This is a genomic window from Neobacillus bataviensis, assembly GCF_019969725.1.
In genome coordinates, this window is record NZ_JAHXYW010000013.1 from 1 (window position 1) to 13,980 (window position 13,980).

Here is a 13,980-nt window from a genome sequence, read left to right on the forward strand (position 1 = left end):
CAGAATTTATTAGACAAAATGGTTGGGAAGAATTCGAAGATAAACTTGAAGAACTAGACCCAGATTTGATTGACATTAAAAGGGAAAGTATTATCTAATGTCATTTAGTCTTCTTCAACTAACGGGTAGCGATTGTTTAACAAAGGATTAATCCTTTATTTAATAAAAGCTATGTTAAAGTTTAATGTTGATTTAAGAATGAATTAAGGGATAGTCTATGCTATCCCTTTTTTAGTCCCACCAAATAGAAAGAACCTTATATCCTTCTTCTCGCTTCATTCGTCAAGATCGCGCTCGCGATAATACTGAAGAGATACTCAGCTCGTGACGCGGACGAGGGTTGGTTACTGAGCCACGCAAGCGCAGCAGCTAGCGAGAACAGGTCATCACCATCCATGTCGGTACGTGCCAGACCCTCAGCCTGAGCGCGAGCGAGAAGTCGCGTGCCTGCCGTGCGCATCGTGACGCATGAAGCGTGGAGTGCGGACTCCGGATCCTCCTTGGCTGCCATCATCGTGTCCACAACACCTTGATAGTTGCCCGTGAATGCAACGACGTCGCGTAGCCACGACACGAGTGCATCATCGGGTGAACTCGCAGTTTCGAGCTCACGTGCCTTTGTCGTAAACTCGTCGAAGCTTGCGCGGAGCAAAGCTTCGAGCAGCGCCTCTCTCGTCGGGAAATGACGATACAGTGTGCCGAGCCCGACACCAGCTCGGCGAGCGATATCGCGCAGCGATGCATCGACGCCGTGCTTGGTTATAACGACGCTCGCGACTGCGAGTATGTGCTCATAGTTTTTCTTCGCATCGGCTCGCATCTGATTCCTCCTTGACAATCGGAGCGGTGCTCCGTATAATAATAAGCGGAACAGTGTTCCTTTTAAGTGGAGCACTGCTCTAAATAAGAATAACACATTTGTGTGAAAGGAGAAAGCGATGTCTACAAACACAATGAAGGCGATTCGGCTGCACAAATTCGGCGGCCCTGAGGTACTGCGTTACGAGGAGGCCCCGCTTCCCGAACTGAAACCGGGTGAGGTGCTTGTCCGCGTTCACGCGGTTGGCATCAACCCCCCCGACTGGTACCTGCGCGAGGGGTATAAGGATCTTCCTCCTGAATGGCAACCGGCGGTGTCCTTTCCCTTCATTCTGGGGTCGGACATATCGGGTGTCGTCGAGGCGGTAGCCACGGATGTGCAAGGCTTCTCCATCGGCGATGAAGTTTTCGGCATGGTTCGCTTTCCTAGCATGGGGGAGAGCGCTGCTTATGCCGAGTACGTCGCCGCGCCAGCGTCGGATCTTGCACTCAAACCGGCTGGCATCGATCACGTGCACGCCGCAGGTGCACCGATGGCAGGTCTCACCGGATGGCAGTTCCTGATCGAGTTGGGGCACAATGAAGCGAATCCGTTTCAACCGGAGTCGCATCGCCCGCTGCCGCTCAACGGCAAGACGGTACTCGTCAATGGTGCCGCGGGCGGCGTGGGGCACTTAGCGGTGCAACTGGCTAAATGGAAGGGTGCGCATGTCATCGCGGTGGCATCGGGCAAGCATGAGTCGTTCCTGCGAGAGCTCGGTGCCGACGAATTCATCGACTACACCAAGAGCCCTCCCGAAGACATCGCCCATGACGTTGATCTCGTCCTCGATACCCTTGGCGGTCCAACAACCGGTCGTTTCTTGCGTACGCTCAAGCGTGGCGGCGCTTTGTTCCCAGTGTTCATAGGCTTCTCCGACGCCGAGGAGGCCGCAAAGCTGGGCGTCACGGTATCGATGACCCAAGTACGCTCAAACGGCCCGCAGCTAGCGGAATTAGGGCGCTTGCTCGATGCCGGGACGGTTCGCGTCGCCATCGACAGCACGTTTCCACTTGCCGATGCTCGCAGGGCGCACGAACGAGCCGCCCGTGGGCACATCCAAGGCAAGATCGTGCTTATGGTTATGTAAGGACGACAGCTCGAATGATTATCGCACTCCTAGTGGAACGTCGCAAAACTTTGCGGTGTTCCACTAGCGAGGACCGCGAATGACTTTGAAAAAATTTGCTAATTAAATTCAGAAAAAAAGGATGAACAACAATGATTATACTCATGGGTTACGTTCACGTAAATCCGTCTGATGTGAATGAGTTTACTACAGACGTTCAGGCCGTCGTTTCCAGCACGAGAGCTGAAAATGGATGCCTCTTTTATGCCTTTACTTTGGAAGATGCGCGCGCCGGACGCGTGCTGACTGTCCAGCGGTGGCAAGATCAAGAATCGCTGACGGCCCATGTTGAAAGACATGAGTCGGTGCCGTTTTTAAAAAAGTGGGGAAACAGGATGAGAATGGACATTCTAAAATACGATGCCTCGAACGAACGCTCGTTCATGGAGTAAAAGAGTAAGCGTCAAATCAACAACTCCAGTCTAAGACTTTATTTTCTTCGAACAGGTGGATGATCAACAAATATTCCTTAGCGTACGTTTTCCGCGTTTTGTTGGCGGTACCCCAATTATGAAAAAGGACTTGCTCAATTTAGAGTAACAAAAGTTTGTGAAATAATTAGAATCGACTCATTCAGCAACTGGGTGCGATGCTTTTAAAAGGCATTGCATTTTTTTATTAGCGTAGAGATTGTGAAAAAGTACACTTAAAGTAACGGGGGCTTTACTTGAATAAGAACAACAAAAGAGTGCAAAACGAGATGTGTTAAATTCATGAGTGGCAAAAATGGTCGCTTGTATGTCTTCTTGCAAATACTGGTGAAAAATGTTAATATATATAAGAATTATTTTTGTTCGGTGTAAAGGATAGTATCAGTAAAACTTTTCGTCTTGATGATCACTGAGAGCAAGGATAGTAACACAATGTGTGTTTTTAAACACTAGGAGGCAACAAAAATGGAAAATGGTAAAGTAAAATGGTTTAACAGCGAAAAAGGCTTCGGATTCATCGAACGTGAAGGTGGAGAAGACGTATTCGTTCATTTCTCAGCTATTCAAGGCGAAGGTTTCAAATCTTTAGAAGAAGGTCAAGCTGTGACTTTCGATGTTGAGCAAGGTCAACGTGGAGCTCAAGCAGCTAACGTGCGTAAAGCTTAATAATAAACCTAAACTTAAGCAGGCTCTTTATAGAGTCTGTTTTTTATTTATCTTAAAAGCAAGAAACCCCACTCACGAATGAGTGGGGTACATGTAAACAGTAAATCAAATGGTAAACAAAGTGTATCACATAATCACGAATTATCCTAATTAACTTTGAATAAACATTTAAAAGCTTTTGTAGAGAGTGGCTAAAATTGGCACTCTTTTTTGGTGTAACAACTAACGTTGCATGAGTTTAAGATCAGAGCTGTCATCGTGGCAGCCTTTTCTTATTCGTACTAACGGAGCAGTTTAGCTTAATAACGTGATATGATAAATTACAAGTTATTCAGGTTTAATAAGGAGGTCTTATGATAAATAAGAATATCGTTTGTCGAACTACAGGTGTATATTCTGAGGGCTTAACAAGGGGAAAATCATACCAAGTAATTGATATAAATACTGACGAAGATATGGTTCGAATAAAATGCGACAATGGACCATTAAAATGGTTTCCATTATCTCACTTTAATGTAAATGGTCAGGACATTATAGATTTAATAAGTTGGAAGTTTGATGATGAAGTATTAAATGACCCTAACGAAACAAATTGGATAGAAATAAGTATGAAAATGAGTGACGGAAGTGAAAGATGGTGTATTCTCTACACTCCAGAACGATTAAAAAACTTATTACAGCAACCAAATATATATCCTACAGGACTCCATATAAAGCATATGATTGTCTTTAAAAGTTATAATGTTGAGGATATAGAGAGTGTTTTGGATTTTTTAAATAAGGAAGACGAGTTGATTGGTGCAACATTACCACTTAATAGCAGTTCTTCTTGAACTAATGGGGGCAATAGTTAAAGATGAGATCGCTGCGGCGGTCTTTTTCTTGTTCAGCTAACGAAGCAGGATAGTTAAAGAAGGATTTATTTGGTGAAGGGTAGAATAAACACTAAATCAATTTGAAAACATTAAAAACAAATCATAAAATTTAAATCTGGGGGATTATGTGTAGTTAAACTGTGATAGCTATTGTTTTGAGGACTAACATGTGAAAAGTGGGTAGATTATGAAAAGACTTTTTATTATTGGAAACGGTTTTGATCTTCATCATGGAATGAAAACACGTTACTGGGATTTTAGGAATTACCTCTTGGAAACTGGGAAAGAAATAGTAAGAACCATGGAGATGTTCAATATGTTCCAAGAGGATTTATGGTCAGACTTTGAAGCGAATCTGGCAAATATCGATGTTCAACTAATGTTTGATTATTACTCTGATAGTCTAGTCTCGTATGCAGATGACAATTGGAGTGACAGGTATCATCATGAATTTCAGTACTTTATCGATCAAGATACTTGGCATATGAGCTATGGCTTAATATCGCAATTTGTAAAATGGATATGCAGTATTGATTTGCCAACAAAAATGTGTGATGGAATTGCTAAATATTGTGCCGAGGTGAAGGATTCTCATTATTTGAATTTTAACTATACACCAACTTTACAAAGCTTGTATGGAATTGATGATGAGAAGGTTTTTCATATACATAATAGAGTTGTAGATGAACGTTCTGAAATCATTCTTGGTCATGCCGTAGGAAAGCCACAGAGTAATTTGGCTTTGGTTTATGGTGATGTTAGGACTGATGAAGCGTATGATTCGATTAGGCAGTATTATGCAACTACACACAAGTCAACAGCTTCTGTGATTGCAAAGAATGAGTCTTTTTTTAACTCACCAGATAAATATAATGAGATTATTATTATGGGACATAGCTTGTCGGATGTTGATTTACCATATATTCAACAGATAGCCACAAATCTGTGTCATGAAAATACACGCTGGTATGTAAGTTTCCATAGAGAAAGTGAGATAACAAGTCATAGAAGGAGTCTAGAAAGATGCTCAATTTCTGATAACAAAGTTTCTTTCTTTAGCATCTGTGATTTGTAAATACATAAAATGAATTTCTAGAATGCACATGCGTGTTTTGCAGCGTTAGTAAGAAGAGTAAGCTATAAAAATAGAATTTGAAAGTTATTTTGAAATGGTAAAAAAAGGCTATAAGGAGAAATATAAAACATGGAGAATAAGTTAGACAGAGTAAGTATTAAGTTAATTGAAGAATTAGTTGAAATTAGTGTGAATTATTATAGAACTATACTTATTGAAAATAAAGAGAATAAAGAAGAACTATTAAAGATATTTAAAATAAATCCTCTTTTTTCGTTAATGCATGCTTTGAAATTAAATTATTCCAAGAGTGAGGATTTTGTAAAGTCAAGGATTTTCGCTGCCATTAGAGGTGAAATCTCTGTCGAAAAATGCACCGAAGAAATAATAAGTGAATATGAAGAATACTATTTTGATAGACTTGAAGAAGAATATAAGAGGCATGATGCATTTTATGCTGACAATCAAGCTGATATTGAGTATGAGCAGCGAAGGGAAAAGTATAGAAGTACTCCAATTGATAGAAATAAAAAAATGACAGCTATGATTTTACATCTAGATATGAGCAAACACAACACGAGCACATACAAACAATTCAAAAACACATGGGTATTCAAATTATATTATCACGATGATCTCATGACTGAAATTGGAGATTTTGATAATTTAGAATTTGAATCAGAAAAAGATGTATTGAATTTTATCAATGATTTGGTTAATTCTAATTATAATATTACAGAGGTTATTAATTTTAATGGTGAAGACTGAAGTTGAATGTATTTCCTAATTGGTAAACGAATCCGATCCGTGGTGAAAAAGGGTAATCACAATTAGATTTTAGCGTGAATTCACAGAAAAGTGACCGTGGAAAGGAACAGCCTCGCCCTAGAGGATTAGTAAAAAAGACTCCCTTCATTAGTGAAAGGGAGTTTTCTTTATGGCAAAATTTGTGAAGAAATGCACTTAAACTATTGGGTGCAAGAGTATTTATTGCGTTAGGAGGTTATTATTTATGAAAAATTATTCTAGTGATGCAATTAGGAATATTGGCATACTTGGTCATGTAAAGTGCGGTAAAACTTCAATAACTTCAAAAGTAGATATGCTAAACAAAAGATGCCTTAATTGTGGAACTTTAGAAAATATGAGTATATATCCTGGGTTATGCGAAGGATGTCAATTCCTCTTGATAGATCATACAAAAATTCCCTATTTACCTATCAAAAATCATACTAATATATAAGGAAAAGCTTTAGTGGAACAAGGGTTGCTTGGCGGCAGCTTCTTTTCTTCTTGAACAAATGGGGGCGATGCTTGAATACGGCAAAGCTTTTTCTTATTGAACTAAAGGGTACTATAGTTTAAGAAAGTGACTGTCAATTAGACGGTCTTTTTTTATGATTAAAGTTCATAACTTAACAATATTGACACCAAAAAATGGAAGTGATAAAATCAGTGTATACAACGGTGTCAAAATTTATGTTCAAAAGTCAAACCATGAGAGAAGGTGATTTTATGAAATATGGGTATGCAAGGGTTTCAACTATTGGGCAAGAATTAGAAGTGCAAATCCAAGCATTAGAAAATGAACGGTGCGATCAAATCTTTTCTGAAAAGTTTACAGGAACTAAAAGGGAGCGTCCTCAGTTTCAAGAAGTGCTATCTCTTTTAAAAGAGGGTGATACGCTTGTGGTAACAAAGCTGGATCGCTTTGCCCGTTCAGCCGAGGATGCTATTAGAATCATTAAAAATCTGTTTAAGCAAGGTGTCAAAGTACATGTGTTGAATATGGGATTGATTGAGAATACACCAACAGGAAGACTAATTTTAACAATCATGAGTGGATTCGCAGAATTTGAAAGGGATATGATTATACAGCGGACACAAGAAGGTAAAGCCATTGCAAAGCAGCGAGATGATTATAGAGAAGGCCGCCCGAAGAAATTTAAAAAGGCACAGATTGAACACGCTATGAAATTGCTGCAAACCCATTCTTACAAACAGGTCGAAGAAATTACTGGTATTAGTAAGAGTACGTTAATAAGGGCTAAGCGAAAAGAGTCGGCAAAGTAATTGTCGGATTGAAGGGAAATAGAAAGAGAGCGTTAAGATAGCTCTCTTTTTACTCAGATAATTCTCTCTGGAATAGACGGGTGATTCAGTTTTAATGGGGCTTCCATAAGATACCATTAAAATCATAATTGTAATGTATTTCGACATTCGATCCTTTTAGGACCTCCTTATTTGGATCAGGGGACTGTCTGATGACGATATCTTTTTTTACATTTGCATTGGCTCTCACGAGGTCGTTCTTCGGATTTAGTCCCATAGACAGTAGCAAATCACGGGCTTGGCGCCCTTGCATTCCAACAAGGTTAGGTACCCTTACTTTTTCCACCTGCACGGGCGGGTTAACTCTTTTCTGCGGTTGAAATCGACCGCGGAGGAAAAGATCTATTGCTCTACGATTAAGCCGAGCCCCTTTCAAGGAGTCGTCAACATCAAAACTATTCTGAAAGACTACTATGAATTTCCTCTGTTTCTGTTCTACGATTGCTCCTTCGGAAGCAACCCATTCCCTGTCTTCAATGGTTCAAACCCAATTTTCGAGTGTGTTACTGAGTAATTTCTTGGAGGGAGACGTCGGCGAGTATAATCCAAAAAAGACATGTATTCTCCGACAGCTGCAGTGGTAAAGAGCCAAGTTAACATTTCATTTGAGCTGCTAGAATCCACTAACGTCTGCTGGAATAGGTGCGCGTAAAGATTGGCCATATCATAACATGTGGATGCCTGGGCTACTTCACAATCATTCTCACTATGTATACGGACCGGTGGCAAGGAACCGGTAAAGGTTCCTCCAACCCAGATTCCGGTCTTCCCCTTCCTCAAAGACAGCGTATAAAACTCCCACCTTAAGACTTGCTGTAAAGAAGCTTTTGCCGAAATCTTTTCCTGCATGCTTGAATTCCATATGTTGGGTCTCGTTGATTGCTACGAACGAGATTGCTGTTCGAAAGGGTTTAAGGCTTTTAAACTCTTCGAGCGCTTGCTCAACAGCTTTATCCAGACACGACTGCAAAAACGGATCATCACCAAGTAGTGTCGGATAAGGGGATGGAAATTGATTTGTCATTTTTTTTGCAATCGGGCAAAAAAACTGCTTATACCTTTTTTAAAATTGGAGGTTGGGAACTTGATGATTCATTGAATTAAATACCCAAACACTTTCAATCATTTCGACCATATAATTGACAAACCTGAATGCGGATTTGTAATCCAACCAGCTACGCTTTAATACATAGAACCGGAAACCTTTGCTATGCAAGTAAGACAGTCACCCATTTATATACGGACAACCACCCATAAAGTATATATCCGTATATAATATCGGAAAAGTTTAAGATTTGATTAAGGAGTGACAGTCTTTGTATTATCATCCATCTTTAACTGTAAGTCCATTACCATTCTACAATCTCAATTCTTATACAGAAACTATGTCTTTAAAAAATCCATATTTCTATCCTAATTCATCCCTTTTCCCTCGTTCATTTGATAATTTGTGGCAAGGTTATAACAATAGGTTCAGCGGAGGAGTTTCCGAATCACCCATCTACTGGACACCGCAAACGACTGCTTACTGGGCATATGGAGGAATACCGACAAAATGGACACCATTAGGAGGGCAAGCAAACCAGCTTGGTTATCTTAGTGTTCCCCAACAGTATCACCGAATTCATTTACCGGGTCATTTAAATTTACCGGGTCATTTTCATGAACAAACTGAACTACGATTAGCAAAAAATACGATTCAAAAAAAATGGGAGTCGTTACGTGGTGCACCAGGAAAACAACTCTCTTCTTTTACTGGTGTTGGTGTTGCTGGATCTGATGTAGAAAAGGTAAGTGGTGGTTACCGTATCCGTTATGATAATGGTGCCATTTATACAAAAAATCCGGGCGGACCGGCGTATTGGGTTCGTGGTTTTATCGGTCAGAAGTATGATGCACTAGGGGGGGCCGGGAGCTGGCTCGGATTTCCTACTTCGGATGAAATACCATTAGAATACGAGGGAAGTGTAAGCACATTTGAGAAAGGGGAAATATATTGGTGGCCTGGTACGGACCCAATTGATATAAAGGAAGTCTCATTAACATATAGTGGTATTCACTGCTTTGGGACTACCTCTGGGCCTGGATCTGATGAGATTTATGCTATTATCAGTGCAATTGCACCTGGTTCAGAGCCGGCAACAGCAATGACTAGACTTTACAAAGATGTTGACAAAGGTGAAAGTATTCCAGATAATATTGAACTTTATCGAGGAAAACCGTATGGCTTAACCTTAAATTTTGTCTTATTTGAACGAGATCAAGGGGATCCAAATGTGTATAAAGCAACTGTCGAAAAATCTGTTAAAGCTGCGGCCGGAGCCATTACAGCAGGGGTAGGTGCGATAGCCAGCCCAGCTGCAGCAGCTGCTGTTGGACCTATTTTGGTATCGCTCATACCAACAGTATCAAAAGAAATAAACAATTTACTAGGCACGGCGGATGACTTTCTAGGAGAGTTTACTGTTACTCTTTCAATGAAGGACATGGTCCAACTTTCCGTTCGTCCAGACGAATTGATCCATAATCAAATTCGCAAGAAGTTAGAAACGCATTTACTAACGGGTGATGGTGGTTCGTACAAAGGATATTTTAATTTAGTTCGTGCTTAATATGAACAAAAATATAAAGTCTTTTAAATTAAGGACACATATATATGATGCATAATTGAGACAGAACCGTTTTTGGGATTTTCAAATAAAAAGGAGATCAACTTGGACAATTTACTTAAAAAAGTTGACTCCCGTATAATATCTGAGTAATAGAATTTGGGTAAAAATGTATATTCATTCGATTTAAAATGGCGTTAGATGGTATCTTTCAATCAATTTTATAAAAGGAGACAACAGCCAATGTTTAGAAGTTATTACCCTTTTGTTAATGATATGTCGAGAGGACCAACATATCCTTTCATACCGTCATATCCTTTGATACAGTTATACCCTATCCAAATGACAGCAGATCTATATAGGGTTTCACCAATAGATAAAAAGTATGCTGAACTTGATTCGAAAGGGTTAGGGCAACCTATTGGACCTGAAGAACCAGGACCATATCCAAACGGAAAATTTCGCAGATATCAGCATGGGATTATTACATGGTCACAAGAGACTGGGGCTCATAGGATTTTGGGTCGTATAGCAAAAAAGTGGCAGGAAATGAAAGGAAGTCCTGGTTATGCACTTTCTGATCAGGGATTCACTGCTTTAGGTCAGCAAGCTGAATTTCAATACGGTAATATTTATTCTTCTGATCTTACCGGCACTGCTAATGAAGTTCATGGGCTTATTCTTGAGAGATATAAACAGTTAGGAGGAACCAAAGGGGTATTAGGTTTACCTATTTCAGATGAAACTAAAACAGCAGATGGTAAAGGCAGGTTTAATAATTTTGTTTTTGGGAAAATTTTATGGTCGCAAGAAACTGGAGCATGGGAATTGCGAGGGCCAATTTGGACAAAATATTCACAATTAGGAGAAGAAAAAAGCATTCTTAGATACCCAGTTTCAGGAGATATTGCAACCCCGGATGGAAAAGGTAGTTATCAACAGTTCCAATATGGTTATATTTATTACAAAACTCTAGCTCTTAGTGCTTTTGAGGTACATGGTTTAATCCTTAAAGAATATTTAAAACTAGGTGCTACAACTAGTAAACTTGGATTCCCTGTTTCAGATGAAAAAGATTTGCCCGGAGTCGCAGGAGGTAAAATCAGTAATTTTGAAAATGGGGACATCATATATGATCCAGTAAAAGGGGTTTCGGTATATTACCGCTAGCCTGGTATAAGTCCTGCAGAATTTATTGAATATTGATAAATTAATGTTTTCTATGTTTCATTAACCGGCATTAGTTTGTTGGCAAGAGTAAGAGTGTTTTCCCCGACTTAACAAACAGTTATGGTATTCCGACATCTCCCATTCCTTATTGTATATTAGGCTGTAACACTTTATTTAACTCCTCTAATAGATAAAGAATGGATAATGATTGTTAAAAATCGGAGGTGCAATAACAAAATGTCAGGTGTTCATCATAGATGGAGAAGATTTCGTAAATGTTTTGGATTGTATTATGACGAGTTTGCATTCAAGGGCTTATGTCTAGCAGGCGGGGGCCATATTGCTGCCTCACTACCTAGTTATGGTGAAGCTTCATATAACTACTATCTAACTTATGATTTTCCCGAACAGCAGTATGCCCCAAAGAAATTGGAAGTCTTGTTGCAAGTGTTTGGGTTTATTTTATGACGGCTTTGCACATAAGGGAATGTGCCCTGCAGGCGGGGGCCACGACGGTTCCTATATCATTTAACTATAATCTTTCGTATGATTCATTTCAGTATTTAGGGTTGCGTAATTGGAGGGCTTGTCGTAAATGATTGGGATTGTTTTTTAACGGCTTTTACAACTATGAGAAAGGGATTTGCCCTGCAGGAGGGGAACACGACGATACTGAATCATTCAACTATATCATTCCATATGAAGTATGTATATTCCACCACGTTGATTTTCCTCAATTTATCCCCTTCTCCTTTTCTTTATATGTTGTACCAACAGCAAAGTCCCTCGGCAGTGGAGAAAATTTTCATGCGGAAGGAGAAAAGACTACCGCGTATGTACGGAATTCCGATACATGACGAGGCGGCACAAACACCAGGTTTAATGGGACCTCATATCAAGGGTCAATTTGAAGTGCCACAGACGATAATTCTTGTCACTCCAAACAGTACTTCAAAGAATCCATTACTGGCAGCTGAAATTTTGAATAATGGAACAGGAATCGCTCAAACGAAAGGAATACGGGCAATGCCGATTATGCCGAGATGTTTAAACAGTTGACGGGCAGCCTATTGATGTTGAGATGCTTTGTTACTTTAAAGGGTAAGAAAATACTAAAAGAAAACGAAAGAGACAACTATTTTTGGGGTATTATATGCGCTGCTGCTGCAAGATTAGGAAATAGTAGCAGTCGGGGAGATAATTCCCATGTACAATGTATGACAGAAACTAAATCGTAGAACAATTATTGTTGTTTGTACTCTGGTTCTTCAGATTGAATTTCCGGAAGACGAGGGGCTGTCAAGAACTTATTGTGTTTTTTGTGCTGCTTGTTGATAAAGCTGCTTTGCGTTTTGGTTGTCAGTTGCTAAAGTAAATGTTTCGAAGTTTGCTTTGACCACTCATTATTACTGAACAGTCCACAACAGTCATAGGCCTGGGACATTAGGCCTTCCCCCCATAAATATCTTTACATATGTTGAAAGTAATAAGCAAAAAGGAGGGATATGTTATGTTCGGCTATAGTGGTGGCTTTTACTGGGGCAGTGCTTTCGTTTTAATCGTAGTATTGTTCATCCTTTTAATTATTATAGGAGCTTCATTTGCTTATTAATTAGTAAAAATTCTAGGGGGAAAATCGTTATGCTTGAATTGTTGAGAAGCCCTTCTATTAAAATGAAGGGCTTTATGCATTGTTTGAAACGAATGATGGGAGCCGTAGAAGGCCACCCTTAGTTATATTTCTGTATTTTACATAACACGATATTTGTTCAATAAAAACAAACTTATCATTCTCACCTTTTTTTGACATCTCATAAATTCTCTTTTTTTCTTGCTGTGGAACGCCAAGCTCCATAATCCCCGCATATCGACCGTCTTCGTAGGATAAAATCCAGCCAAATTCGTCTTTTCGATACCCGTTCACTATTACATTTGCATATTGGTAATAAGCCATGAGTATGACCGCTTCCCAATTTCATAAGTGCTTTCCTTTTTCTTCAGAACAATTCCTTCAAGATTTTGTTCTTTGATGAGATTAAAAAGGGTAATACCGTTGCCGGCTATGCTCATTACTTTTGTTAAAAGGGGAGTATTAACTGGTATGATCGCATCAAGGATTTCTTTTCGCTTATATAAAGGAAGCTGGGTTACCTTCTCACCCTTATAATACAATACGTCGAATGCCACGAAAGATACTGGATTCTGCTTTGTCAACAGTTTCACCTTTTCAGAATTGAACATCGAAAACCGACTCATGACCGCTTCAAAATCAGGTTTACCTGATGTATCTGTGATGACCATTTCCACGTCAAGAACAGTTCCTTTTGGAATATTTAAGTTTATTAGTTCAGGAAAACGGTTGGTAACATCAGTTTTATGGCGTGTATAAAGTTTTTTATCTTCTATATAGGAATAGATGAGCCGAAACCTATCCATTTTAGGTTCTGAAACATAATCGTCATCGTTGAACGGTTGATCCGTTTTATGGAGGAGCATTGGACTTATAAACATATTTTTCACCTCTATACTATAATACAATGGAATTAGATTACAGAAATTAGGAGGTTGTTGGAATCACCTCCAATTCCCAAGAATATTACAACAGCAGCCGTAGAAAGTTCAAATTAAATTCATAATTGTTCCATCGCTATGTTTTTTAAAAGCCTCATAATAAAAGGGAAAAGGAGTGATACAATTGAGTCGGCTTGTGTTAATGGAAGTGGCAATGAAAGAGGAATTACCTGAACTGTATGACATTTATTTTGGAGGTAAGGTGCTCCTACATTATGAAGAAGAAATTCCTTTTATTGTGGCTGGAACTACATCAAGAATGTGGCAAGAAGCCGCAATTGAGCTTTTAAGAGGATGTGAACAATTTAAAGCTTATCATAAGCATCTTTTTGGAACTGAAGTAAAATCATTTGTTATGGATGATAAGCAGTTTAAGAAAGTGAAAAATTGGATGCATTACTTTCATCCGAATGGAATCTACCGATAAAAAGTGATTAATTAAACAAAATGTACATAATAAAGGGCAGTCATTTCGTCAACTGC

19 protein-coding genes and 1 pseudogene are annotated in these 13,980 nt (G+C 39.4%); 14 read left to right on the forward strand and 6 right to left on the reverse strand.

Annotated features, from left to right (window positions below; genetic code table 11):
• Positions 1 to 256 precede the first annotated feature (256 nt).
• Positions 257 to 820 (reverse strand): TetR/AcrR family transcriptional regulator, encoded by a 564-nt coding sequence (locus tag LC455_RS24695; RefSeq protein WP_223594990.1) that lies wholly within the window; start codon positions 818 to 820, stop codon positions 257 to 259.
• A gap of 118 nt (positions 821 to 938) precedes the next feature.
• Here LC455_RS24695 and LC455_RS24700 point away from each other — a divergent pair, with 118 nt between their 5' ends.
• The 8 genes from LC455_RS24700 to LC455_RS24735 all read left to right on the forward strand — a co-directional run bounded on the left by LC455_RS24700 (position 939) and on the right by LC455_RS24735 (position 7,108).
• Positions 939 to 1,949, forward strand: a complete 1,011-nt coding sequence (locus LC455_RS24700; protein WP_223594991.1) for an NADP-dependent oxidoreductase — start codon at positions 939 to 941, stop codon at positions 1,947 to 1,949.
• A gap of 131 nt (positions 1,950 to 2,080) precedes the next feature.
• On the forward strand, positions 2,081 to 2,380 hold the full coding sequence (locus LC455_RS24705; protein WP_223594992.1) for a putative quinol monooxygenase: 300 nt from the start codon (positions 2,081 to 2,083) through the stop codon (positions 2,378 to 2,380).
• 504 nt (positions 2,381 to 2,884) lie between these two features.
• Entirely contained in the window at positions 2,885 to 3,085 is a 201-nt protein-coding gene (locus LC455_RS24710) for a cold-shock protein (RefSeq protein ID WP_028401851.1), read from the forward strand.
• 353 nt (positions 3,086 to 3,438) lie between these two features.
• Positions 3,439 to 3,918: a hypothetical protein gene (locus LC455_RS24715; protein WP_223594993.1), complete on the forward strand. Its 480-nt coding sequence runs from the start codon at positions 3,439 to 3,441 to the stop codon at positions 3,916 to 3,918.
• A 229-nt stretch (positions 3,919 to 4,147) separates the two neighbouring features.
• Positions 4,148 to 5,035: a bacteriophage abortive infection AbiH family protein gene (locus LC455_RS24720; RefSeq protein WP_223594994.1), complete on the forward strand. Its 888-nt coding sequence runs from the start codon at positions 4,148 to 4,150 to the stop codon at positions 5,033 to 5,035.
• Between the two features lie 129 nt (positions 5,036 to 5,164).
• Positions 5,165 to 5,803 carry a hypothetical protein gene (locus tag LC455_RS24725; protein ID WP_223594995.1) on the forward strand — a complete coding sequence of 213 codons (639 nt, stop codon included), beginning with the start codon at positions 5,165 to 5,167 and terminating at the stop codon, positions 5,801 to 5,803.
• Between the two features lie 244 nt (positions 5,804 to 6,047).
• Positions 6,048 to 6,278 carry a hypothetical protein gene (locus LC455_RS24730; RefSeq protein ID WP_223594997.1) on the forward strand — a complete coding sequence of 77 codons (231 nt, stop codon included), beginning with the start codon at positions 6,048 to 6,050 and terminating at the stop codon, positions 6,276 to 6,278.
• 272 nt (positions 6,279 to 6,550) lie between these two features.
• Positions 6,551 to 7,108 carry a recombinase family protein gene (locus LC455_RS24735; protein WP_223594999.1) on the forward strand — a complete coding sequence of 186 codons (558 nt, stop codon included), beginning with the start codon at positions 6,551 to 6,553 and terminating at the stop codon, positions 7,106 to 7,108.
• Positions 7,109 to 7,199: 91 nt separating this feature from the next.
• Here the strand turns inward: LC455_RS24735 and LC455_RS31970 are convergent, their stop codons facing one another.
• Together LC455_RS31970 and LC455_RS24745 are read right to left on the reverse strand one after the other, a co-directional pair.
• On the reverse strand, positions 7,200 to 7,439 hold the full coding sequence (locus LC455_RS31970; protein ID WP_369075768.1) for a PASTA domain-containing protein: 240 nt from the start codon (positions 7,437 to 7,439) through the stop codon (positions 7,200 to 7,202).
• Positions 7,440 to 7,853: 414 nt separating this feature from the next.
• The gene (locus LC455_RS24745; RefSeq protein ID WP_223595001.1) at positions 7,854 to 8,171 is read right to left on the reverse strand and encodes a hypothetical protein; all 318 of its coding nucleotides are present in this window, start codon (positions 8,169 to 8,171) and stop codon (positions 7,854 to 7,856) included.
• Positions 8,172 to 8,463: 292 nt separating this feature from the next.
• On the opposite strand from LC455_RS24745, the gene LC455_RS24750 reads away from it, so the two are divergent.
• The 4 genes from LC455_RS24750 (at position 8,464) to LC455_RS31975 (ending at position 12,164) form a co-directional block, all read left to right on the forward strand.
• Positions 8,464 to 9,759 carry an LGFP repeat-containing protein gene (locus LC455_RS24750; RefSeq protein ID WP_223595003.1) on the forward strand — a complete coding sequence of 432 codons (1,296 nt, stop codon included), beginning with the start codon at positions 8,464 to 8,466 and terminating at the stop codon, positions 9,757 to 9,759.
• A 240-nt stretch (positions 9,760 to 9,999) separates the two neighbouring features.
• Positions 10,000 to 10,926 (forward strand): LGFP repeat-containing protein, encoded by a 927-nt coding sequence (locus LC455_RS24755; RefSeq protein WP_223595004.1) that lies wholly within the window; start codon positions 10,000 to 10,002, stop codon positions 10,924 to 10,926.
• 807 nt (positions 10,927 to 11,733) lie between these two features.
• Entirely contained in the window at positions 11,734 to 11,985 is a 252-nt protein-coding gene (locus LC455_RS24760) for a hypothetical protein (protein WP_223595006.1), read from the forward strand.
• 14 nt (positions 11,986 to 11,999) lie between these two features.
• Positions 12,000 to 12,164 (forward strand): hypothetical protein, encoded by a 165-nt coding sequence (locus LC455_RS31975; protein WP_369075769.1) that lies wholly within the window; start codon positions 12,000 to 12,002, stop codon positions 12,162 to 12,164.
• Between the two features lie 5 nt (positions 12,165 to 12,169).
• Here the strand turns inward: LC455_RS31975 and LC455_RS24765 are convergent.
• Positions 12,170 to 12,326, reverse strand: a pseudogene (locus LC455_RS24765) (DUF1657 domain-containing protein).
• 110 nt (positions 12,327 to 12,436) lie between these two features.
• Here LC455_RS24765 and LC455_RS24770 point away from each other — a divergent pair.
• Entirely contained in the window at positions 12,437 to 12,538 is a 102-nt protein-coding gene (locus LC455_RS24770) for a YjcZ family sporulation protein (RefSeq protein WP_223595008.1), read from the forward strand.
• A gap of 72 nt (positions 12,539 to 12,610) precedes the next feature.
• On the opposite strand, the gene LC455_RS24775 is transcribed toward LC455_RS24770, so the two are convergent.
• On the reverse strand, positions 12,611 to 12,880 hold the full coding sequence (locus tag LC455_RS24775) for a hypothetical protein (protein ID WP_223595217.1): 270 nt from the start codon (positions 12,878 to 12,880) through the stop codon (positions 12,611 to 12,613).
• A complete protein-coding gene (locus LC455_RS24780; protein ID WP_223595010.1) occupies positions 12,853 to 13,437 on the reverse strand; it encodes an ATP-dependent DNA ligase in 585 nt (194 codons plus the stop codon). The genes LC455_RS24775 and LC455_RS24780 overlap by 28 nt, the downstream gene beginning before the upstream one ends.
• 184 nt (positions 13,438 to 13,621) lie before the next feature.
• Between LC455_RS24780 and LC455_RS24785 the strand changes: the two genes are divergently transcribed.
• Complete coding sequence (locus LC455_RS24785) at positions 13,622 to 13,924, forward strand: hypothetical protein (protein WP_223595012.1); 303 nt, start codon at positions 13,622 to 13,624, stop codon at positions 13,922 to 13,924.
• The last annotated feature ends 56 nt before the right edge of the window (positions 13,925 to 13,980 follow it).